Annotated in this window: 19 protein-coding genes; 8 read left to right on the top strand and 11 right to left on the bottom strand. The window is 70.3% G+C overall.

What is annotated here, in order from left to right; translation table 11 throughout:
• Position 1 precedes the first annotated feature (1 nt).
• Positions 2–1,747 (top strand): glycoside hydrolase family 6 protein, encoded by a 1,746-nt coding sequence (locus N4G70_RS27120; RefSeq protein ID WP_261715349.1) that lies wholly within the window; start codon positions 2–4, stop codon positions 1,745–1,747.
• 181 nt (positions 1,748–1,928) lie between these two features.
• On the opposite strand, the gene N4G70_RS27115 is transcribed toward N4G70_RS27120, so the two are convergent.
• On the bottom strand, positions 1,929–2,897 hold the full coding sequence (locus N4G70_RS27115) for a glycosyltransferase family 2 protein (protein ID WP_261715348.1): 969 nt from the start codon (positions 2,895–2,897) through the stop codon (positions 1,929–1,931).
• A 105-nt stretch (positions 2,898–3,002) separates the two neighbouring features.
• Here N4G70_RS27115 and N4G70_RS27110 point away from each other — a divergent pair, with 105 nt between their 5' ends.
• The 3 genes from N4G70_RS27110 to N4G70_RS27100 all read left to right on the top strand — a co-directional run bounded on the left by N4G70_RS27110 (position 3,003) and on the right by N4G70_RS27100 (position 6,648).
• Positions 3,003–5,003, top strand: a complete 2,001-nt coding sequence (locus N4G70_RS27110; protein WP_261715347.1) for a GtrA family protein — start codon at positions 3,003–3,005, stop codon at positions 5,001–5,003.
• Positions 5,004–5,050: 47 nt separating this feature from the next.
• Positions 5,051–5,986 carry a UTP--glucose-1-phosphate uridylyltransferase GalU gene (gene galU / locus N4G70_RS27105; RefSeq protein ID WP_261715346.1) on the top strand — a complete coding sequence of 312 codons (936 nt, stop codon included), beginning with the start codon at positions 5,051–5,053 and terminating at the stop codon, positions 5,984–5,986.
• A 239-nt stretch (positions 5,987–6,225) separates the two neighbouring features.
• On the top strand, positions 6,226–6,648 hold the full coding sequence (locus tag N4G70_RS27100; RefSeq protein WP_261715345.1) for an RDD family protein: 423 nt from the start codon (positions 6,226–6,228) through the stop codon (positions 6,646–6,648).
• 95 nt (positions 6,649–6,743) lie between these two features.
• Here the strand turns inward: N4G70_RS27100 and N4G70_RS27095 are convergent, their stop codons facing one another.
• Genes N4G70_RS27095 through N4G70_RS27085 form a run of 3 tightly spaced genes read right to left on the bottom strand, consistent with a single transcriptional unit; the run spans position 6,744 to position 8,805 of the window.
• Positions 6,744–7,427 (bottom strand): TetR/AcrR family transcriptional regulator, encoded by a 684-nt coding sequence (locus N4G70_RS27095; RefSeq protein ID WP_261715344.1) that lies wholly within the window; start codon positions 7,425–7,427, stop codon positions 6,744–6,746.
• Complete coding sequence (locus N4G70_RS27090; RefSeq protein ID WP_261715343.1) at positions 7,424–8,104, bottom strand: DUF4166 domain-containing protein; 681 nt, start codon at positions 8,102–8,104, stop codon at positions 7,424–7,426. Before N4G70_RS27090 ends, N4G70_RS27095 begins: the two co-directional genes overlap by 4 nt.
• Positions 8,101–8,805: a hypothetical protein gene (locus N4G70_RS27085; protein ID WP_261715342.1), complete on the bottom strand. Its 705-nt coding sequence runs from the start codon at positions 8,803–8,805 to the stop codon at positions 8,101–8,103. Before N4G70_RS27085 ends, N4G70_RS27090 begins: the two co-directional genes overlap by 4 nt.
• Positions 8,806–8,987: 182 nt before the next feature.
• Here N4G70_RS27085 and N4G70_RS27080 point away from each other — a divergent pair, with 182 nt between their 5' ends.
• Positions 8,988–9,275, top strand: a complete 288-nt coding sequence (locus N4G70_RS27080) for a hypothetical protein (RefSeq protein ID WP_261715341.1) — start codon at positions 8,988–8,990, stop codon at positions 9,273–9,275.
• Between the two features lie 358 nt (positions 9,276–9,633).
• Here the strand turns inward: N4G70_RS27080 and N4G70_RS27075 are convergent, their stop codons facing one another.
• From N4G70_RS27075 to N4G70_RS27065, 3 genes are all read right to left on the bottom strand, one after another.
• A complete protein-coding gene (locus N4G70_RS27075; RefSeq protein ID WP_261715340.1) occupies positions 9,634–10,203 on the bottom strand; it encodes a hypothetical protein in 570 nt (189 codons plus the stop codon).
• Positions 10,204–10,557: 354 nt separating this feature from the next.
• Positions 10,558–11,616, bottom strand: coding sequence for a methyltransferase (locus tag N4G70_RS27070; protein WP_261715339.1), 1,059 nt, complete (start codon positions 11,614–11,616; stop codon positions 10,558–10,560).
• 183 nt (positions 11,617–11,799) lie between these two features.
• Positions 11,800–12,636 carry an AraC family transcriptional regulator gene (locus tag N4G70_RS27065; protein WP_261715338.1) on the bottom strand — a complete coding sequence of 279 codons (837 nt, stop codon included), beginning with the start codon at positions 12,634–12,636 and terminating at the stop codon, positions 11,800–11,802.
• A 432-nt stretch (positions 12,637–13,068) separates the two neighbouring features.
• Between N4G70_RS27065 and N4G70_RS27060 the strand changes: the two genes are divergently transcribed.
• Positions 13,069–15,072 carry an ATP-binding protein gene (locus N4G70_RS27060; protein WP_261715337.1) on the top strand — a complete coding sequence of 668 codons (2,004 nt, stop codon included), beginning with the start codon at positions 13,069–13,071 and terminating at the stop codon, positions 15,070–15,072.
• The gene (locus tag N4G70_RS27055) at positions 15,069–16,586 is read left to right on the top strand and encodes an ABC transporter substrate-binding protein (RefSeq protein WP_261715336.1); all 1,518 of its coding nucleotides are present in this window, start codon (positions 15,069–15,071) and stop codon (positions 16,584–16,586) included. The genes N4G70_RS27060 and N4G70_RS27055 overlap by 4 nt, the downstream gene beginning before the upstream one ends.
• A gap of 84 nt (positions 16,587–16,670) precedes the next feature.
• On the opposite strand, the gene N4G70_RS27050 is transcribed toward N4G70_RS27055, so the two are convergent.
• A complete protein-coding gene (locus tag N4G70_RS27050; protein ID WP_261715335.1) occupies positions 16,671–17,093 on the bottom strand; it encodes an ATP-binding protein in 423 nt (140 codons plus the stop codon).
• Between the two features lie 349 nt (positions 17,094–17,442).
• Here N4G70_RS27050 and N4G70_RS27045 point away from each other — a divergent pair, with 349 nt between their 5' ends.
• Positions 17,443–18,672: an aromatic acid exporter family protein gene (locus N4G70_RS27045; RefSeq protein WP_261715334.1), complete on the top strand. Its 1,230-nt coding sequence runs from the start codon at positions 17,443–17,445 to the stop codon at positions 18,670–18,672.
• Positions 18,673–18,719: 47 nt separating this feature from the next.
• On the opposite strand, the gene N4G70_RS27040 is transcribed toward N4G70_RS27045, so the two are convergent.
• The 3 genes from N4G70_RS27040 to N4G70_RS27030 are packed head-to-tail and all read right to left on the bottom strand — an operon-like array spanning position 18,720 to position 20,868.
• On the bottom strand, positions 18,720–19,121 hold the full coding sequence (locus N4G70_RS27040; RefSeq protein ID WP_261715333.1) for a response regulator transcription factor: 402 nt from the start codon (positions 19,119–19,121) through the stop codon (positions 18,720–18,722).
• The gene (locus N4G70_RS27035) at positions 19,118–20,215 is read right to left on the bottom strand and encodes a sensor histidine kinase (RefSeq protein WP_261715332.1); all 1,098 of its coding nucleotides are present in this window, start codon (positions 20,213–20,215) and stop codon (positions 19,118–19,120) included. Before N4G70_RS27035 ends, N4G70_RS27040 begins: the two co-directional genes overlap by 4 nt.
• Positions 20,212–20,868: a response regulator gene (locus N4G70_RS27030; RefSeq protein ID WP_261715331.1), complete on the bottom strand. Its 657-nt coding sequence runs from the start codon at positions 20,866–20,868 to the stop codon at positions 20,212–20,214. Before N4G70_RS27030 ends, N4G70_RS27035 begins: the two co-directional genes overlap by 4 nt.
• Positions 20,869–20,874 lie beyond the last annotated feature (6 nt).

Raw genomic sequence — 20,874 nt, 5'->3', positions numbered from 1 at the left:
CATGAGCCGCACGACATCCGCGTCACCCCGACGCACCGCTCTGCTCTCCGCCTGTACCGTCCTGGTCGCCGCCGCCGGTATGGCCGCGGTCCTGCCGACCGGAGCGCAGGCCGCGAGCCTGGGGTGCAGCGTCAACTACCAGACCAACGACTGGGGTTCGGGCTTCACCGCCACGGTCACGGTCAGCAATGCCGGCACCTCGGCGATCGACGGCTGGGCACTGACCTACGACTACGCGGGCAACCAGCAGCTCAGCAGCGGCTGGAACGGCGCCTGGTCGCAGTCGGGCAGGACCGTCACGGTCAAGAACCTCGACTGGAACCGGACGATCGCGCCGGGCGGCTCGGTCTCCCCCGGCGGTCAGTTCACCTACAGCGGCACCAACGCCGCCCCCACCGCCTTCGCCGTCAACGGCACCGCCTGCACCGGCCCGGGCACCCCCTCCCCCACCGGCTCGCCCAGCCCGTCACCGACCACGACTCCGCCGCCCACCGGCGGCAAGGCGGACAACCCCTTCGCGGGCGCCAAGCTGTACGTCAACCCGGAGTGGAAGGCCAAGGCCGCGGCCGAGCCGGGCGGCAGCGCCGTCGCCAACACCTCGACCTCCGTCTGGCTCGACCGGATCGCCGCCATCAACGGCGTGAACGGCGGCATGGGCGTACGCGCCCACCTCGACGAGGCGCTGCGGCAGGCGGGCGGTCAGCCGCTGGCCATCAACTTCGTCATCTACGACCTGCCGGGGCGCGACTGCGCCGCGCTGGCCTCCAACGGAGAGCTGGGACCGACCGAACTCGACCGGTACAAGAGCCAGTTCATCGATCCCATAGCCGCGATCTTCGCCGACCCCAAATACGCCTCGCTGCGCATCACCACGGTGGTGGAGATCGACTCGCTGCCCAACCTGGTGACGAACGCCGGTGGCCGGCCCACCGCCACTGCGGCCTGCGACACCATGAAGGCCAACGGCAACTACGTCAACGGCGTGGGATACGCCCTCTCGAAGTTCGGGCCGATCTCCAACGTCTACAACTACATCGACGCCGGCCACCACGGCTGGCTCGGCTGGGACGACAACTTCGGCGCGTCCGCCGATCTGTTCGCCCAGGCCGCCCAGGCGTCCGGCTCCAAGCTGGAGTACGTCACCGGCTTCGTCAGCAACACTGCCAACTACGGGGCGCTGAAGGAGCCTTACTATTCGATCGACGACTCCGTGAACGGCACGTCGGTGCGCCAGTCGAAGTGGGTGGACTGGAACCGGTACGTCGACGAACTGTCGTACACGCAGGCGTTCCGCTCCCGGCTGGTGACGGCCGGGTTCAGCCCGAGCATCGGCATGCTGATCGACACCTCCCGCAACGGCTGGGGCGGCGCGGCGCGCCCGAGCGGGCCTGCCGCGAAGTCGAGCGTGGACGCCTATGTCAACGGCAGCCGCACCGACCGCCGCATCCACCTGGGCAACTGGTGCAACCAGGCCGGTGCGGGTCTGGGTGAACGGCCGAAGGCGGCGCCCGAGCCGGGCATCGACGCGTACCTGTGGGTGAAGCCTCCGGGCGAGTCCGACGGGTCCAGCTCGGCGATCCCGAACGACGAGGGCAAGGGGTTCGACCGAATGTGTGACCCGACCTACACCGGCAACGTCCGCAACGGCAACAACATGTCGGGCGCCCTGCCCAACGCCCCGCTGGCGGGCCGATGGTTCTCGGCCCAGTTCCAGGAGCTGCTGAAGAACGCCGACCCGGCGCTCTGAGCGTCCGGCGCGGCGGCCCCCGGCCCTTGTCCGGCGCGGTGGCCGCCGCGTCCTCCTGTACCCGATCGGCCCACCGGGTCCACCCAGGTGGCGTACGGCCGGACGGGGCGCGGCGGCGCCCCACAACAAGGATCCGCCCGGCGCTCCGAGGCGCCGGGCGGATCGTCGCTTGTCGCGCGGGTCAGACCTTCTTGGCGTCCTGGAGCATGTCCGGCACGAAGTCCGTGTCGCGGGTCGGCGCCGGGTACCTCAGGTGGGCGAGGCGCGCCTGCTCCTGACGCATGTGCATGAACGATTCCAGGATGTACCCGACCAGCAGCACCAGAACCGCGATGATCATGATCGCGGCGGCCAGCACGGCGGTGGGAAGACGCGGCACCGTCCCGGTCCGGATGAACTCGCTGATCAGCGGAACGCCCAGGGCGAGGGAGATGAGCGTCAGGAGACCGGCGACGACGGAGTGGAACAGCGAGGGGCGCTGACGGCGGGCGAGCCCGAGGATGAGCTTCAGGATGCGCCAGCCGTCGCGGTAGGTGCGCAGCTTGCTGACGCTGCCGGCCGGGCGGTCCTTGAAGTCGACCTCCATCTCGGCGGTGGGCAGCCGCAGGCTGAGGGCGTGGACCGTCATCTCGGTCTCGGTCTCGAACTCGTGCGACAGCGCGGGGAAGGACTTGATGTAGCGGCGCGAGAAGACGCGGTAGCCGCTGAGCATGTCGCTGACGTCGTTGCCGAACAGCGAGCGCACGGTGCCGGTGAGCATCTTGTTGCCGACCGCGTGGCCCGCCCGGTAAGCGGTGTCGACTATCTCCCGGCGCGCGCCGACCACCTGGTCGTACGGGCCCTCGAAGAGAAGCTCGACCATTTCGCGGGCGCGCGACGCGTCGTAGGTGTCGTCGCCGTCGATGATGAGGAGGGCGTCGGCCTCGATGTCGGCGAAGGCGCGGCGGATGACGTTGCCCTTGCCCTTGCGGGGCTCATGGCGTACGACGGCGCCCGCCTTCAGCGCTTCGGCCACAGTGTTGTCCGTGGAGGCGTTGTCGTACACATAGATGATGGCCTCGGGCAGGGACGCGCGCAGGTCGTGGACGACCTTGCCGATGGCCGCCTCTTCGTTGTAGCAGGGAACGACACACGCAATCGCCGGATTCATCGGGGGCCCTCGCTAAGGTACTGAAACTGACATGGTTCTTGCTTCTGAGTGTCCGGATCCTATCTCTATTTGTTCACATGGCCTCCATGCCCTTACGTTTCAGCCATGCTGCAATCGACGGCCTGGGGCCGACGCGTGCCCGAATGGGTGCGCAAGATCTGGCGGGAGGTCGCGGCCTTCGGTGTCGTCGGCGCTCTCGCGTTCGTGGTGGAGACCGCGAGCTTCAACCTCCTGATCTTCGGTTCCTCCGCCTCCGGCGGCGGCCCCCTGGGCAGCGCGCCCGTGCTGGCCTCCGTCGTGGCCACGCTGCTCGCGATGGCCGTGAGCTGGTTCGGCAACCGCTACTGGACCTATCGGGACCGGCGCGGCGGCACCCAGCGCGGTGAGCTCATCTGGTTCCTCGCCATCAACCTGGCGGGCATGGCGGTCACCGCCGTCCCCATCTTCGTCGCCCACCAACTGCTCGGCCTCGACTCGCCGTTGAGCGACAACGTGGCCCGGCTCGTGGGCTGGGCGGCGGCGACCGTACTGCGGTTCGTCGCCTACCGCACCCTCGTATTCAGTCATCCTGGAAAGGACTCCGCACACGTGCCCGGAACCGTCGATCGGTGGACCACTACACTGCGCGGCGCCTGGCGGCGCGGCGAGCTCTGGCCGTGGTGCCTGGCCGCGATCGCTACGGTCTGCGGCCTGGCGGTGAACACCGCCTTCCACCCCGGGTACCTGAGCGCGGACAGCGTCGACCAGCTCATGCAGGCGCTGGGCGACCGGCCGGTGACCGACTGGCATCCGCCGGTCATGGCCCTGTTGTGGCGGATCCTCATCGACAGCACCGGCGCCATCTCGGCGATGGCCGCCCTCCAGACGGCCGTCCTGTGGGCGACGTTGTGGGTGCTGGCCCGGCTGCTGTGGAAGAAGACCGGCAGCCGTGCGCTGTCCCTCGCCACGCTCGCCGTGGGCCTCGCCCCGCACATCCTGACCTTCACCGGAGTGGTGTGGAAGGACGTGCACATGGCGTACGCCCTGCTCGCCGTCCTCGCCGTGGCGCTCACCGCGCGGGAGCTGCCCGCCGGCCGGACCAAGACCCGCTGGGCCCTGCTGGTGCTCGGCGTGCTGTTCCTCGCCTACGCCATCCTGGTGCGCAAGAACGGCTTCCCCGCCGTGATCCCCGTCTTCATGCTGCTCGTCATGGCCGTGTGGCCCTCCCCGGGCCGGCGCCGCTGGCTGGCCGCCACCGGGGTGCTGCTCGCCGTGACCGCCGTCGGCAGCGTCGGCGTGTCGGCGGCCACCACCCCCGTGGCCACCCGCCAGTACGCGCAGATCCCGCTGGACGACCTCACCCACGTCCTGACCCCGAAGCAGGTGCGCGCGGCAGCCGAACGGGCCGGTGCGAGCGCGGACTTCCGCGACCGTCTGGTCACCACCACCATGGAGTGCCAGCGCCGGCACATCCCGGCCGACGTGTACTTCAACTGCTACCCGAGGGACCTGTCGCTCGGCCCGACGGAGCTGGGCCGCAACGCCGACGTCCTGGTCAGCATGTGGACGCACGAGATGCCCAAGCACTGGAAGGGCTACGCCGCCTACCGGGGCCAGGTGTTCGCCAAGCTCCTCTTCCAGGGCAACCTGGCCTTCTACGACGGCTCCGTGACCAAGATCGCCCCGCTCAAGGACGCGCCGGTCAGCGAGCCGCTCAAGTACACCCTTCAGAGCTATGTCACCGGCTTCACCCGTGATCTGCCGATGCTCTTCGAGGGCTGGTTCTGGCTGGCCCTCTCGCTGGTGCTCGTGCTGCGCCGCCGCTGGGTCGGCCCCTATACGCGTGAGCTGCGTCTGCTGGGCGCCAGCACCGTGCTGTACATCCTCGCGTACGTTCCCACCGCGCCCCAGTCCAACTTCCGTTACGTGTACTGGCCCGCGCTGTCCGGAACCATCGCGGTGGTGCTCATCGCGGCGGGTTATGTGGCGCGGCGTCGCGCGAAGGCCGCGGAGGCCGCGGAGGCCGCACACGAGACGGACTCCCGCCCCGCGGTGCCACCGGTGGTGGCCTCGTCCCCCGACACCTCGGCGACCGGCCCGCACGAGAGCGTCACCGCCGCACGGTGACGCGCAGGCCCGGCCCCCTGAATCCACAGAAAGAAATCCGCACCGCCATGTCACACACCCCCCGGCCCCGCACGGTCACCAAGGCCGTGATCCCCGCGGCCGGACTCGGAACCCGGTTCCTGCCCGCGACGAAGGCCACGCCCAAGGAAATGCTGCCGGTCGTCGACAAGCCGGCCATTCAGTACGTCGTCGAGGAGGCCCGGGCGGCGAACCTCTCCGACGTGCTGATGATCACCGGCCGCAACAAGCGTGCCCTCGAAGACCACTTCGACCGCAACTACGAGCTCGAAGAGGCGCTCATCCGCAAGGGTGACGACTCCCGTCTCGCCCGGGTGCGGGAGTCCAGCGAGCTCGCCACCCTGCACTACGTCCGCCAGGGCGACCCCAAGGGTCTTGGCCACGCGGTGCTCTGCGCCGAACCGCACGTCGGCGACCAGCCGTTCGCCGTGCTGCTCGGCGACGACCTCATCGACCCGCGCGACCCGCTGCTGTCGCGCATGATCGAGGTCCAGGAGCGTTTCGGCGGCAGCGTCGTCGCGCTCATGGAGGTCGACCCCGCACAGATCCACCTCTACGGCTGCGCCGCGATCCAGGCCACCGCGGACGAGGACATCGTCCGCGTCACGGACCTGGTCGAGAAGCCCGACCCGGGAGAGGCCCCCTCGACGTACGCCATCATCGGCCGGTACGTGCTGGACCCCGCCATCTTCGACGCCCTCAGGAAGACCCCGCCGGGCCGCGGCGGCGAGATCCAACTCACCGACGCGCTGCGGGAGATGACGGCCCGGGTCAACGACGGCGGACCGGTCCACGGCGTCGTCTTCGACGGCCGTCGTTACGACACCGGCGACCGCGGCGACTACCTGCGCGCCATCGTCAGGCTCGCCTGCGAACGCGAGGACCTGGGACCGGACTTCCGTGAGTGGCTGCGCGACTTCACGGCCACCGAGCTCGCGGACACCCCGGCGCCGGAAGGCGACTGAAGCAAGCCGCACACGGTTGGGCGCTCCTCCCCGCTCCGTGGCACGCCCCGCACCGCACAGGGCCGCCCCGGAAGCAGAGAGCGGCTCCACTCCATCAACGCCCTGCCCACACACGCCCGTTGGCCGCGCGTGGGCAGGGCGCGGGCATGAGGGGGCACCCGCCCCCACGATCGCGTTGAGATACGGTCGCCCGGCGGGCCGCGAAGTTCCGCCACGGGTGAAGGAATGAGGGGGCGTTGGTGGGCAGGCCTGCGAGCAGAGGGCGTCGCTACGCGGCGGCGGTGATGGACGGCACGCTCGCCCTGGGGTGCGGGCTGGCGACGGGCACGGGCTACCTGCTCCTCCACAGCGTCGCCGACAGCGCGCACGACCGTTCCTATGCCGGCCTGGGGGCAAGCCTTTTGGCCGGCGTGGCCGGTTTCTCCTTCGTCAACCACGTGCTGCTCGTCCTTCTGTGCCGCGCGAGCGTCGGGAAGGCGGTGGCGGGGACCCGTGTGGTGCGCGCGGCCGACGGAGGCCGGCCGCGCGTGCACCAGGCATTGGGACGCTGGCTGGGCGGCCTGGCCTGGGGGACGATCGTGCTGCCTCTCGCATACGTCCTCGGCGGAAGCGAGGCGGAGCCGCAGGACTTCGCGGGGCTGAGGATCATCCACCCGGGGTGAGCGGGCGGGCGGGCGGTGGGGAGCGATGCCGGTGGCGGGGGCGAACGCCCCTCCCCCGTCGCTTTGCGGACTCCCGGCGGGTCGGGCGCGCCGCATCACCCCTTGGCGCTGCGCCGTAGCTTGTGGGTGACCGCCCGCTGGGAGAGCGGACCGAGTCCTTCCAGGGCCTGGGCCAGAACCGCGAGTTGTTCGAGCGCGTCGAGGGCGCGGGCGGCGCCCTCGGCGTCGACACCCTCGTACAGTTCGATGCCGACGAAGGAAGCGGCTGTCGCGCGGGCAAGCCCGGCCGGATCGACGAAGGCGGCCACGGGCGTTGCGGTGAGCAGCCGGGTCAGGACGGCCTCCAACTCCTCGATCCACAGCGAGAGTCCCGCGGCGGTCGCCTTCGCGAGAGCCGGCGCGCTCTGCCCGGCGGCGAGCAACTGCCCCAGGACCGCCACCTGCCCGGCGGCCCGCTCCTCGGCGTGCATCGCACGGGCGAAAGTGAGGAGTTCCGTGAGCGAGCCCATCGCGGCGAGCCGGTCGCGATAGCGAGCGACGCGCTGCTCGGCGCCGTGCACACAGGCGGCGGCGAGAAGCTCGTCGACGGAGCCGAAATGGTAGAAGACCAGCGCCTGGTTGACGCCGGCGGTGGTCGCGATCGAGCGCGCCGACGTCTTGGCGATACCCTGCTCGACCACCGTCCGCAGGGCCCCTTCGAGGAGCTTGAGGCGGGTTGCGCCGCCGGAGGTTCCGGATGGGCCGGCGGATCCGGAGGTGCCTTCCTCGGACGTGCTCACGCGCGAGCCTCTTCACGGAGGGGCAGCAGGTCGGCGCGCGGGCCTTGGGCGCCCACTTCGACGTACTCGGCCGTGAACGACCCCTGGTAGCCGAAGAGGAAACCGAAGTGCCGGTTGGTCACCCTCACTCGGATCCGGAAGCGACCGGTCTCCTCGTCGAACGACTCCCGTACCTCGGCATCGCCTCCGATCAGGGACGGTACGCGAACGTCGACGGGCCCCTCGCGGAAGCGGTGCGCGCCGGAACGGATGAGGAGCGAACCATCGGGCTCGGCCCTCAAGTAGAGGTCGCTGGCGAGGTGTTGATGGGTTCCGAGGTAGTCGAGCACGCAGCCGCGCTCCGGGCTGAGGACCATGGTGGCGTCGAAACGGTGCGGCCTGTCGGGCAGTTGAAAGGTCCGGACGAAGGTGACGGTCTCCCGGCCGAAGGAGTCCACGTACGGGAAGTTCTCGATGACGAAGGGCACGTCGCGGCCTTCGCGCGGGACGAGGATGTTGCGCGTCCCGCCCAGCCGGAGGAACGGCTTGACGAACCGGGCCCCATGGCGGATCCGTTCCATCGTGCCGTTCCCGACGCAGGCTTCGCCGCTGTCCAGCCCGACGGAGAAGCGCCGTCGGATCTCGGGGTGCAGTCGGCCGAAGTCGGCACCCATGTGCTGCTGAAAGATCGAGGTCATGAGAGCTCCAGGGTGGCGAGCAGATGTGGGGCGCGGGCACGCCCGGGCGGTGTACGCAGGCAGCGGCGTGCGGCGGGGGTGCCGGGCAGCGGGGGAAGCAGCACGGCGAGGACGGCCACGCCCAAGCCAAGGAGGAGTGGAGCTATGGGAGAGGCCGTCAGAACGAGAAGCACCAGCGCGAGGCGCAGGGCGCATTCCGCGAGGGCGCGCGCGAGGGAGACCCGCGGATGCGTCCCGCGTTCGCACCACAGCCGAAGCCGGTCGAAGGACCAGGCGGTGGCCCACCCCATGAGAGGCCGGAAGACCAGCCGGTCGAGGAACCTCCCCCAACTCCCCCAGCGCGGGCGGTAGTCGTAGCCGGTCAGGAAGCGGATTCCGTCGGGCCCGGGTACGTAGCGCCAGTAGCCGCTTCCTTCGCGGAGCAGTGAGAGCGGGTGCGCGGAGGCGAACCGCAGAGCCGACACGCGCGTGCCGTCGGGCCGCTGCCGCTCCCCCGCGCTGACCCCCGTCCCGGCGACCCACAGGAAGGGCAGCAGCCGGGTCGCGTAGCGAAAGCGCTGCGGGGCTCCTTCGGCGCGGGGCAGATAGGAGATGGAGGTGAACCGCAGGTCCCAGGACTGGTGTCGAGCCGGGTCCTGGGTCCGTTCCCAGAGCACGTCCAAGTCGACGTCGATCAACGCCTCCACGTACAGCCCACTCATGCGTCCCCACCCCCCGGATTGCCTTTTGAGCACTCGCTCAAGTGGAAGGTAGCTCAGTTTGAGCAGTTGCTCAAGAGTGGGTTTGAGCACTCGCTCAGGGTGGCTGTGGACCGCCTCCTCCCACCCGAGCCCCCACATCAGCGGCAGCCGCATCCGCCGGGCCCGCGTGAGACCATCCGTCCATGAGCAGCGACATCGAAGTAGGCGCTCTGGCGATCAACGTCACGGTCCCGCAGGAGCTTCGCTGGACGGACACCCGACGGGGCGAGGCCTTTACGCTGACCACCCTCAACGTCCGACTTCTTCCGGACGGCCGCCTCGCCGCGAAGGCCTATGGCCGACCGGTCGCAGGCGGTCGGGGCGGGTACGTCTCGTTCCCCGTCCCCGACGAACCCGAACTGGCGGCCCTGATCGCGGACGCCGCGACCCGGGCGGGGGCGCTGTGGGCGGCGCATCGCGGGCTCGACTGAGCTGGATTGGGACGACCACGCCGACCCGGCCGTCCGGGAAACGGGATACCTCGCACTCCGCAACTGGCCTACGCGGCAAGAGGTTTCGGACCTGGCGAGAGATTACTGCCGCCCTCACCCCAGAGGGGCTGACCGAAACGCCTCCGCGCGTTGGCTTCCCGGCTGAGCCCCCACCCGTGGCCGTATCAACTCTTCATGGCTATCGGGTAGTTGTAGCGTCATCCGCTTTTGGGAGACCTTCCGGGGACAAGGACGAACCGTGACCACTCCCCCATGCAATCGCCCCTGGCCTACTGATCGTTCCGCTGGGCTTCTCGCCAGACTTTTGATGCGGGGCGAGGCCCTCACCGGCGGTCGCTCAGCGCCTTGATCCCGAGCCGACTGGCCGGCGGACCTCGTTGAGTACCTTCACGGTCAGCTCGGCCGCCCGGTCGACATCGACGTCGACGGCCTTCTGTCCGGATGACGCGGGGCCGACGACGGACACGCTACCCACGGTGTTGCTGTCGCCCCAGGCGCACGTAGGGAACGTAACGCTGAAGGCACCCTGCGACTTGGTCACTACTTGACAGGAGATCCGGACGTCCGAGCCTGCGGGCGTGGCGTCCATGGGCGGCACCACGATGATGGCTCCTTCCGCGTCCCCGACGCCCCGCAGCATCCTGTCGCGCTGCTGCTCGGGCGCCTTTACCCTGCCGTAGATGCCGGACAGGATCAGGGACGTGCCGTCTCCCTTGGATCCTGAATACTGGCCCGCCGCTGCCTGAGGATCGCGGACGTTTGCCTCGGAGGCGCTCTTGATGCCCTCCTGGACTTTCCCGGACAGGTCCTGTGCCAGTGTGTACTGGCCGTTCATGAGCGTGGACGGCACGGTGAGCCGATACTTCGCCTCGGGGAACCCGCCGACCGCCCCGGCGAGTCTGCTCACGGCGAACCCCAAACCCCCGAGCACTACCAGAACCACGGCAATGATGCCGATCACCAGACCGGTTCGGTTCCTGCGCGGCCCAGGCGGCCCCGACGGGGGCATTCCCCAGCCCTGTTGCTGCGGGAACGACTGCTGGGGAAAGCCCTGTTGTGGGTACGGCTGTTGCGGCCAGTGCTGCTGCACTCCGTAGGGGCCGGGCATCGGCTGCCCCGGCGGAGGGGCGCCATAGGGGCCCGGCGGCTGCGGCGGGAACGGCATGTTCATGCAGGTGACGCTACTTCACCTCGGCTGACGCGGGACGGGCGACGTCGGCGTGGTCGCCGAGACGCGTGTGTCACCCCACCCCGCGCCGGCTCAGTCCGCGACGGCCTCGATGAGCGAGTACGGTGCGGCCTCCTTCAAGGGGGCGACCGAGGTGACGGACAGGCCCGCTCTGCGGCACACCTCCTCGAAGTCCCCGCGCGTGCGCTCCCTGCCACCCACGTTCACCAGCATGTTGAGGTCGCTCAGGCACGTGACCTCGTCGGCGCCCTGGGCTTCCGGATCGGAGTCGACGGTCTCCGGAAGCACGGGTTCCACTATCAGGACGCGGCCCCCGGTCGGCAGCACCGCACGGCAGTTGCCCAGGATCGTCACCACCTGATCGTCGCTCCAGTCGTGCAGGACGCTCTTGATGAGGTAGAGGTCCGATCCTTTGGGAACGGAGTGGAAGAAGTCCCCGGCGATCGGGATGCAGCGCTCCGTGAGCCCATGGCGCCGCAAGGTCTGCGGCGTCTGCGCCAGGCCCTCCGCCGAGTCGTGGACCACACCCGTCAGTGTCGGATGTGCGTCGAGGACGGCGGCCAGCAGGGTCCCGTCTCCGCCTCCCACGTCGGTGACCGAGGTGAAGCGCCCGAAGTCGAAGGCGTACGGAAGTGTGGCGGCGACCACCGAAGTGGCTTGGCTCATCGCGGCGTTGAAGGCCTTCGACAATTCCGGGCGCTGCGAGAGATGGCTGAAGAAGTCCGAGCCGAAGACCTCGTCGAACGCGACGTCGCCGGTCCGGACGCTGGCGTCCAGATGTTCCCAGGCCCGCGTGGCGACCGGGTCCGTGAACACCCGCACGAAGGCCGCCAGGGAGTCGGGGCGGGCCGGGTCGAGGTAGCTCCCCGCAGGGGTCACCGAGAAGGAGCCGGCGTTTTCCTTCACCAGGCCGAGGGCGGCGAGAGCCCGCAGCAGGCGGGCCATGGGCTGCGGCTGGGCTCCCGCCTCAAGCGCGACTTCGTCGGCCCTGCGCGGGGTGTCACCGATCAACTCGATCACCCTCAGCCGCACCGCCGCGCGCAAGGTCTGCGCGGCCATGCTCCCGAAGGCCGTCCGGATGATCAGGCTCCGGTCGTCCGTGCCGGCCGATCGGACGTCTGTAGAGGTCATGGGCGTCTCTTCTCTCTCGTGTCTGGCGGTGTCAGGTCGGGGTCTGGTTGGGGTCTGGTTGGGGTCTGGTTCGGGGTCCGGTTGGGGTCTGGTTGGGGTCTGGTTGGGGTCTGCTCGTGCCCGGCCCAAGGCCGCGCGGACCGGCCCAGGGCTTACCAGGCCGACTCGGACCGGCCGGGTGCGTCAGGAGCCCCCGCCCTCGCGGCGCGGCCCCTCCGCCAGGGCCCTCGGCGTGCAGCCGGCGAAGGCCAGCACATCGCGATGAAGATGGGGCTGATCGACGTATCCGCACGCCAGAGCCACATCGATGGCGTTCTCGCCCGCACGTAGAGCGCGGGCCGCATGGTCGAAGCGGACCAGCATGGCCGCGCGCTTGGGGGTGAGACCGATCTGAGCGCTGAACCTGGACCACAACCGCTTGCGGCTCCAGCCGCACAACGTGGCGAGTTCGGCCACCCGTACCCTGCCCCGACAGGCCACGATGTGATCCCAGACGGCTGCGACCTCGGACGCCATCGCCGGTGCCTGCGCGGCCCGCCGCATGAGGAACTCGTCCACCAGAACGAGCCGTTCCTGCCATGTCGCGCCCTCGGCCAACTGCTCGCGCAGGCGCCGTTCGGCTGGGCCCCACACGTCTTCGAGGCTGATCACGGGCCGCGTGAGTTCGTTCGGGGAGACGCCCAGCAGCGTGTACGCGGCCGGGGGTGACAAACGCATCTCGACGCACTCCACACGCTCACCCCGCACGCGCGCGGGGCCCGGCGACAGCGTGGCGGCGAAGCTGGTGAGGGGCTGTGCCCCCTGGTCGTCCTCGACTGTGAACGGGGTGTCCCCGAGCCCGATGACGACGACCACGGAAGGCTGCGCGAGCACCCGCTTGTCCAGGCCGGCGGCGATCCGGTCGCGGAATCCCGCCATCCGGACGCCGGCGAGGGAGGACCCGCCCAGGGGGTGGGCCACCTCCCAGCCGTCCTCGGCCTCGTGGTCCGTGGGGACCTGCCCCATCTCGTGGCTGCGCATGGCTCTACGGTCCCGGACTTCGGCCGTCCTGTCTTGGATGAAAGTTCCGTTGTGCGGCCGATGGCTCGGAAACAGGTCCGTGTGCCGTGCCGCAGGTGACGCAGGGGCCGATACGTGCCGTACCGCACCGTCGGTTCAGCCCCAACTCGCCCATTTCATCTGGGACTTCGATGGACATGTAGGTATTTGCAGGGACGAGTACCGGTCTGCGGCCCGTCTGCGGTGCGTGGACGCCCGTTGTGTGCGGCCGAGCAACTCCCGTGCCGCAAACCAGGGTTGCTCTGCACGCCCGGCATGTGGGTATGGCCCCTCCGGAACGGCGAGGGTGTATGTCCCGTAAATCCATGCAGGGGTTGCGACTCACGTGTGTCCCGGATGTATTGTCCCCTCGCTGGTGCCACAGCGGGGTGGCGCCCATCCCCAGGGGGGCCGATGCCGCAGGACTGGGCGGGTGAGTCCGAGCGAGACCGGTCGGTGCTGAGCTACACCGAGTCGTTGCTGCTGCCCGGAACGGAAACTCGCGGCGGGTCCCGTGAGCAGTTGCCCGTCACGTTGTTGCTCGGCCCGCGCGGCAGCGGGAAGACGACTCTGCTGCGGGCGATCGGGCAGTGGGCCGCGGTCGGCGCGGTGGCCCGGCTCGACCTCGCCGAGCTGGCCCGGCACGATCAGGGTCCGGTGGACGTGCTCAAGGCCGTGGCGTACGACCTGGCACCCCGCAAGAAGCACGTGCCGCACATTGCCCTGCCCGCCTTCCGTCTGATGTGCGCGGCGCTCGCCCTCGAACTCGACTGCCAGGACCGGGCGGTGGCGCGCCGTCAGCTCGGTCAGGCACTCGCCGGGCCGCCCTCCCACTGGCTGCCGCATGTCGTGCAGGTCGGGCAGACGGCCGGGACGCTGGCCGGGCTGCCATCGCCGTTCATGGAGGTCTTCCGGGTTCTGCCGACGATCGAGCGGGTCCTGCGCCACGGGCAGGTGCTGCGGCGTCTGTCCAGGATCCGGCGGGCCTCGGCCATCACCTCGGCCCTGGACATCCTGGTCGAGCTCAACCTGGCGTACCACTCCGCCTCCGCCGAGGACCGCGCCGTGACCGAGCGCATCGTGTGCGGGGTCTTCCTCCAGGAGCTGCGGCGCTGCTACGTCCGCAAGGACTGGGCCGTGCGCTGCCTGGTCCTTCTGGACAACGCCGACAACCAACTGGGCGGCGAGGTGCTGCGCCTCCTGGTCCAGGAGCGCCGCGGCTCCGACCGCGACCCGCTGGCGGTCCTCGCCATGGCGGGCAGCTATCCGCGGGCGCTCCAGGACGTCGACTTCGGATGGCAGTACGCCACTGACGGGTACCCGGGGGCCTGGGGCGCCGGCACGGCCTTCGATCCGCAGGAGGTGACGGCGGGGCTGCGGGTGGGACGGTTGCGCGATCTGACGCGCAATGAGGTGGATCAGCAGGCGAAGGAGGTCTTCCAGTCGACGGCCGCTCCCCCGCCCCGGGGCAACGCCGGGGCGCGCTGGCTGGGTTGGGCGGTGTACGAGATCACGCGGGGGCAGCCCGCGGCGACAGCTCGGCTCCTCGGCGCGCTGCACGCCTTCGAGCCTTCGGTGCCCTGGGAGGAGCGGCTGCGCCGAGGGCTGCAACCGTCGGCGGAACTGGTCCACGGCCTCCGGGACCGGCTGCTGCCCATCGACCCGCCGCAGGGTCTGCGTCCGGCGCTGGCCAGGGCGTCGGCCGCGCCCGATCTGGCGCAGGCCGTGGTGGCCCACTGGTTGCAGACCGAGGCGGAGGCCACGGCCCATCTGGGCCAGGAATTCCGGGCGTTCGCCAGGGACCGGCTGCGCACGATGCACATCGACACCGGCGATCCGCTTGCCGACGGGCCGCCGGGCACCCCGCACCCGCTCTTGCGCCGCCTGCTGTTGAGCGCCCTTGAGGATCCGGCCGCGCTGCACGCCGGGTTGCGTGCGGAGGCGGCGGCCAGAGGGGAGCCGGGGCTGGCCGCCTATCACGCGCTGGCGTGCGGTGATCTGGCCGCCGCCGCGGCCCATCTGGACGCGATCTTCGAGCAGGACACCCCCGAGCAGTGGTGCGCCGCGCTGTGCAGGCTGCGCCGCGCGCCGCTGCCGGCCGCGCTCAGCGGTCCGGGCAGCGAGCCGTGGGAGCAGTACGAGGCTCTGGTGCGGCATCTGCGGGAGGACACCGTGCCGCGCCTGCGCACCATCACCCGTCTCCTCGCGGCGAGTTGGATAGCGCCGGAGCCGGCCGACGACCCGGCCACGGACCGGGTCGGGGACCCTTACCGCGATCCGCTGGGCGACCCGTACGCCTCGCTCTTCGGGGAGGTCTACGCCCGGTTCCACACCCTCGCCGCCGCGCACACCGAGCGCGTCGCCTGGGCGAACGTGCTGCAGGACAAGGCCCAGCAGTACAAGGAGGAGCCCTGGTGACGAGCCGTACGACGATCGATCTTCCCCGGCCGCCGAGCCACAAGGTGTTGTGGTCGGCGCTGGGCGCGGTGTGCGTGGTACTGATCGCCGTCGTCCTCTTCAAGGCCTTCGAGCCGGACACCGACTGTGCGCGGGGCGTCGCCAAGCGGGCCGGCGGCGAGTGTGTGGGAGTGAGCGACGGTTCGTTCGCCTTTCCCGCGCTGGGCGACATCAGCGGCAGGATCCGGGACGAGAACCGCAGAGTGGAGAAGTCCGGCGAGAAGTCGGTGACCATCGCCTACCTGGAGTCGATGTCCGGCGGCACCGAGGACCGGGGCCCCGAAGGCACCCGCCTGGCGGTCATGGGCGCCCACATAGCCCAGCAGGAGATCAACGGCGAGCGGGGCACCCTGCCGAGGGTGCGGCTGCTCCTGGCCAACACCGGGCGCGACGACGCGTACGCCGGCGACGTGGTCGAGCAGCTCCTGAAAATGAAGGACGAGGAGCACCTGGTCGCGGTCGCCGGGATAGGGCAGAGCAATGCCCGCACGCTGGCCGCGGTCGACAAACTGCGCACGGCCGGGGTGCCCATCGTGGGTGCGACGGTGGCCGGGGACGAGATGAGGTCCAAGGCGCCCGGCTTCTTCCGGGTGTCCTTCCCCGCCGATGAGCAGGCCTCCGCGGCGGCCCGCTACTTCAAGGAGCAGCAGGACAAACACCCCGGGTACCGGTTGCAGGTCGTCAAGGACAACAAGGCGGGGGACATCTACAACGCCTCCCTGTACAGCGGGTTCATGGCGGCCGCGCAGCGGGTCGGGCTCAAGGTCGAGACGGTGGTCCCGTTCACCTCCGGGGCGGCACCGGGCGGCGGCAACGCGCTGCGGGTGGTCGCGGAGAAGATCTGCGTCACCGGGGCCACCCCGGACGGCGTCTACTTCGCGGCGCGGGGGCGCGAGCTGCGCAGCTTCATCGAGGCGGCTGGCGAGAACCGGCGCAGCTGTCCCGTACGCGTGCTCTCCGGGTCCAGCGCGGTCGGCCTGTATTTCGACACGAGCCGCGCGTCCGGCACGGCCGAGCTCGCGGAGCTGGGGCGGCGCTGGAACGCCAGCGGCCTCAAGGCGTACTACACGGCGTACGCCCACCCCGACGCCTCCGCGCAGATGTACGGCGGCCAGGAGCGGGGCCCGTTCCCCGACTTCCAGCGCCGCTTCCTCGCGCTGCGCGGCGCGAGCGCGGGGGCGCTCAACAACGGGCAGGCCATGGTGGGCCACGACGCGGTCTACACAATCGGCATCGCCGCCCGCAGGGCGATGGACACCTACGGCCCGGACAAGGTCACTCCCAGCACGGTCCTCGACCTGCTCGGTCAGACCAACGGCACCTACAAGGTGCGCGGTGTCAGCGGTGAGATCGCCTTCGCACCGGACAACGGCGAGCCGTCCGACCGGTCGATGGCCCTGGTCGAGCTGGGTCCACCCACGGCGCACGGCGACGAGGGCAACCAGTACCGGTTCGTCGGCACCCTCAAGCCATAAGGCACACCGTCCGCTACGAGGCTGGGCCGCGCCCCGGCTCGGCCGTTCTCGCGCCACCACCAGTGAGGCGCCCCGGCCGTCCGCTCACGCCGACTGCGGGCCGCCCGTCTCCGCGCCTTCGTCGGCCAGGGCGATGGCCGTCTTGACGCGCTTACCGACGGGCTCGCGGTGCACCTCGAAGCTGCGGCAGACCGCCATGACGATTTCCAGGCCGTGCTGGCCCACCCTGCTGGGGTCCGGCGCCAGGACCACCGGCAGCGTCGTGCTGCTGTCCCACACCGTCACCTCCACCGCTCCGTCGTTGACCTCAAGGGTCAGCAGACAGGGTCCGGGAGCGTACTTGCGGGCGTTGGTCACCAGCTCGCTCACCACCAGCTGGACCGTGCCCATGGCTCGTTTCCAGACCGGCAACCCGTACACGGCCTGCAACGACGTCAAGAAGTCCCGGGCCATGCCCCGGGCAGCGGCAATGTCCTCGCTGCCTTCGAGCACAGCGGAAACCGACATCGCGCGGTCCGCGTGGGGTCGCTGATCCACGTCCTGCCCAGCCAGATTCATCCAGTCCGCCTCACTGCCGAAGCGCCACCATTAACGTTGCGCGCATACCCCGGAAACATGCGCGCATTCCCCCGGGTCGACGACATGAACAGTGGCTCGAAATCGCCGGGCACACACGGGGACGGGCCCACAGTGTGCCAGAACCCGTCCGACGCCGTCGCCGGTGGGCCCCCGCACCGTGATCAGCGGGTTCCGGCTCCGTCTCCCGGGGCCCGCGCGGGAGCGCGGCCGCCGGACCACCCCTCCCCCGGCGCCGAGGTCTCCCCGTGTGTGAAATGCGCTGAGAGGGAAGGGGTGGATGGTGCGGGAGTTCACTCATCCTCTGTTTGATTTCGCGCGCCGCCGACGTGAGCCGGCGGTGGTGCAGACCCTGCGTTCCACGGCGGCGGCGGTCATCTCCTACGTAGTGGCTCTGCGTCTGAGCAGCGAGCCCGCTCCGCTGACCGCGCCGCTGACGGCCCTCCTCGTCGTGCAGGTCACCCTCTACACGACGCTCGTCACCGCCGTGCGCAGGGTGAACTCGGTCGTCGTGGGCGTGCTGCTCGCCGTCGGCTTCAGCGCTCTGGTGGGTCTGACCTGGTGGAGCCTCGGGTTGATCATCCTGGCCGCGCTCGTGGTCGGCCGCTTCGTCAAGGTCGGCGAGTTCGTCCCCGAGGTGGCGATCAGCGCGATGCTCGTCCTGGGCGTGACCCGGGTGTCGGCGACCGCCTGGGACCGCGTGCTGGAGACGCTCATCGGCGCCGGGGTCGGCATGCTGTTCAACGTGCTGCTCGCGCCACCGGTCTGGGTGGAGTCCGCCGGCGGCGCCATCGAAGAACTCGCCGCGCGGATGCGGCGGCTGCTGCTCGATCTGGGGGCCGAGGTCGGCGGCCATACCCCGGTCGCCCAGGCGGCGGCCCGGCTGCACGAGGCGCGCCGGCTCGATCACGACATCGTCCAGGTGGATGTGTCCCTGCGGCAGGCCGAGGACAGTCTGCGCCTCAATCCGCGCGTCAAGGAGGGGCTGCTGTCACGGGTCGTGCTGCGTACCGGGCTCGACACCCTGGAGATCTCGGCGGTGGTGTTGCGCGTGGTCTGCCGGTCGCTGACCGACCTCGCGAAGGAACGTACGGAGGAAACGCTCTTTGAGCCGGAGGTGGGACTCGCCCTGCGGGACGTGTTCGAACACCTCGCCCGGGCCGTGGAGAGCTTCGCCGTGTTGATCACGACGCAGGTCAGCACCAACGCCGAGAAGGCGGAGGAGCGCCTGGCGACCGAGTTGACGGCCGGCCGCGCGAGCCGTGACCGCGTCGCCGACCTGCTGCTCGCGCAGGTGCAGCGACACCCTCGCCAGTGGCAGTTGCACGGGGCGCTGCTCGCCGAGGTCGACCGGATCCTCAACGAGCTGGACGTGGAGAAGCGTTCCCAGCGTCTGGTGGAGGAACTCGACCAGCAGTCACGCAAGCAGCGTCGGCGCTTCAGCGATCTGCGCCGGATGCGAAGCCGTGCGCGGCAGGTCCTGCGGTTGCCCGAACCCGACGACCGGTGACGTGGGGACAGGCGGCTTCCTCTGGGGGCGCCTGTCCCAGCCGGAGTTCAGCGAGGTTCTGCCGCCCGGCGCAGCGCGGCGACGATGTCGCGATTGCTCACGCCTTTGAGTACGTACTCGACGACGCCGGCGCTCATCATCTGCTCGATGGACCCCTTGTCGTCGTACGCGGAGAACGCCACGACGCGGCTGGCCGGTGAGCATGCCGCGATGTCGCCGGCTACGCGGTGGCCGCCGCCGGGGAAGCGTACGTCCAGGACCACCAGGTCCGGTTGGTGGTGGTGGGCCAGGCGCAGGGCCTGCTCGGCGTCGCGGGCCGTGCCCACCACCTCCAGATCGGGCTGCGCGCGCACGACCTCGCTCAGGGTCTCCAGGACCAGCGCGTTGTCGTCACACAGCAGCACGGTGAGCGGGGGGCACGGGGAACTGCCCTGCGCAGGAGTGCTCATGGTGCCTCGTCCGTCGGCGTCGCGGCGGGGTTCGGCACCCAGAATTCGACGGTCGTTCCCGTACCGGGCCGCGAGTACATGGACCACCAGCCTCCTGCCGTCTCCGCCCGCTCGCGCATCTCGATGACGCCGAAGTGTTCGCGCGAACCGTCCTGGGACATCGGCGCCCCTGTTCCGTCGTCCATGACACGCGTCACGATGCCGCCGTCGACGGACCGGACCTGGATGTCGACCTTGCTCGCGCGGGCATGCTTGTGCACGTTCAGGAGTGCTTCCTGGACGATGCGGAAGATGGTGATGGCGGTCTCGGGAGTGGGCTCGCGCTCCAGCTCGTGGTCGAACGAGTAGGCCATCCCCCACGAAGCACCCACGACGTCGTCCAGATGGCTGGAGAGCCCGTCGACCAGGCCGTGCCTGTCGATTCCCGGCGGGTGCAGCCGGAACGTCAGACTGCGCAGGCGGCCGATCGCTTCGCGCACCGAGGTGTCGAGCCGCCGCAGTTCCGCGGAGTAGGTCTCCGGCACCCGCTCGGCGAGCAGTTCCAGCCGCATACCGACGGCGACCATCGCCTGGATGGAGTCGTCGTGGACGTCCCACGCGATGCGGCGGCGCTCCGTCTCCTGCGCCTGGACCAAGTGGTCGAACAGCCGCCGCCGCTCACTGAGGGCGTGCTGAGCGGCCCGGCGTTCGGACATGTCGCGAGTGACCTTCCCGAAGCCCTGGAGTACGCCGTTCTCGTCCCGCAGGGCGGTGATGACCACGTTCGCCCAGAAGCGGGAGCCGTCCTTGCGGACGCGCCAGCCCTCGTCCTCGAGTCGCCCGTCGGCGACGGCGGTCTCCAGCTCCCACTGCGGCTTGCCCGCCTCCTGGTCCTCGGGCGGATAGAAGACCGAGAAGTGCTGGCCGAGGATGTCCGAGGCGCTGTACCCCTTGATGCGTTCCGCTCCGGCGTTCCAGCTGATGATGTATCCGTGCGGGTCCAGCATGAAGATGCCGTAGTCCAGCACTCCCTGAACGAGCAGCGTGAACGCCGTTTCCGACAGGGGGGCCGCCTGCTTCCGCGCCCACTTCTGTTCCCGTGCTTCGCGCGTCATTTGAGGATGCCTTCGCGTCGGGCGATCGCCACGGCTTCCAGCTGGGAGCGCGCGCCCAGCTTTTCGAGCACCCGCTGGACGTGGTTGCGCCCGGTGTTGAGCGCGACTCCGAGTTGTTCGCTGATCTCCGCGGTGGTGCGACCCTCCCCCAGCAGGTGAAGGGCTTCGCGCTCCCGGGGGGTCAGGTTCTCTCCGAGTGCCGCCACCCTGCCCGTGAGCCGTCCCAGTACATCGCCGAGCAGATCCTGGCTGAATACCGCCTCGCCCGCCGCCACCCGGCGAACGGCGTCCTCCAGCTCGCTCAGACCGCGGTCCTTCAGGATCAGGCCCGCTCCGCCGGTGCGTGCGACGCGCGCGGCCACCGAGCCGCTGCCCTCGCCCGCCAGGACCAGGACGCGCGCGTCCGGCAGGAGTGCCAGGAGATCGCCGATGGCGGCGATGCCGTCGCCGTCCGGCAGGCGCCGGTCCATGAGGACGACATCGGGCGCGCACCGCCGGGCGTCCGCCAGGGCCGACGCCACCGACCCCGCGCGGCCCACGATCCGCAGATCGGGTGAGCGCTCCAGAGCGAGGCATATCGCCTCGGCCACCATGTCGTGGTCCTCGACCAGGAGGATCCGGACCGGTCGACAGTGCGGTGAGGGGGCAGGCATCGGCGC

It is taken from the genome of Streptomyces sp. ASQP_92, assembly GCF_025399895.1.
Taxonomy (GTDB): domain Bacteria; phylum Actinomycetota; class Actinomycetes; order Streptomycetales; family Streptomycetaceae; genus Streptomyces.
This window is presented reverse-complemented; position numbering and strand designations above follow the sequence as displayed.

Coding starts and splice junctions, on each gene's coding strand:
- N4G70_RS27120 (WP_261715349.1), top strand. CDS start 2: ATGAGCCGCACGACATCCGCGTCACCCCGACGCACCGCTCTGCTCTCC.
- N4G70_RS27115 (WP_261715348.1), bottom strand. CDS start 2,897: ATGAATCCGGCGATTGCGTGTGTCGTTCCCTGCTACAACGAAGAGGCG.
- N4G70_RS27110 (WP_261715347.1), top strand. CDS start 3,003: ATGCTGCAATCGACGGCCTGGGGCCGACGCGTGCCCGAATGGGTGCGC.
- galU (WP_261715346.1), top strand. CDS start 5,051: ATGTCACACACCCCCCGGCCCCGCACGGTCACCAAGGCCGTGATCCCC.
- N4G70_RS27090 (WP_261715343.1), bottom strand. CDS start 8,104: ATGACCTCGATCTTTCAGCAGCACATGGGTGCCGACTTCGGCCGACTG.
- N4G70_RS27085 (WP_261715342.1), bottom strand. CDS start 8,805: ATGAGTGGGCTGTACGTGGAGGCGTTGATCGACGTCGACTTGGACGTG.
- N4G70_RS27080 (WP_261715341.1), top strand. CDS start 8,988: ATGAGCAGCGACATCGAAGTAGGCGCTCTGGCGATCAACGTCACGGTC.
- N4G70_RS27070 (WP_261715339.1), bottom strand. CDS start 11,616: ATGACCTCTACAGACGTCCGATCGGCCGGCACGGACGACCGGAGCCTG.
- N4G70_RS27065 (WP_261715338.1), bottom strand. CDS start 12,636: ATGCGCAGCCACGAGATGGGGCAGGTCCCCACGGACCACGAGGCCGAG.
- N4G70_RS27060 (WP_261715337.1), top strand. CDS start 13,069: ATGCCGCAGGACTGGGCGGGTGAGTCCGAGCGAGACCGGTCGGTGCTG.
- N4G70_RS27050 (WP_261715335.1), bottom strand. CDS start 17,093: ATGTCGGTTTCCGCTGTGCTCGAAGGCAGCGAGGACATTGCCGCTGCC.
- N4G70_RS27045 (WP_261715334.1), top strand. CDS start 17,443: ATGGTGCGGGAGTTCACTCATCCTCTGTTTGATTTCGCGCGCCGCCGA.
- N4G70_RS27040 (WP_261715333.1), bottom strand. CDS start 19,121: ATGAGCACTCCTGCGCAGGGCAGTTCCCCGTGCCCCCCGCTCACCGTG.
- N4G70_RS27035 (WP_261715332.1), bottom strand. CDS start 20,215: ATGACGCGCGAAGCACGGGAACAGAAGTGGGCGCGGAAGCAGGCGGCC.
- N4G70_RS27030 (WP_261715331.1), bottom strand. CDS start 20,868: ATGCCTGCCCCCTCACCGCACTGTCGACCGGTCCGGATCCTCCTGGTC.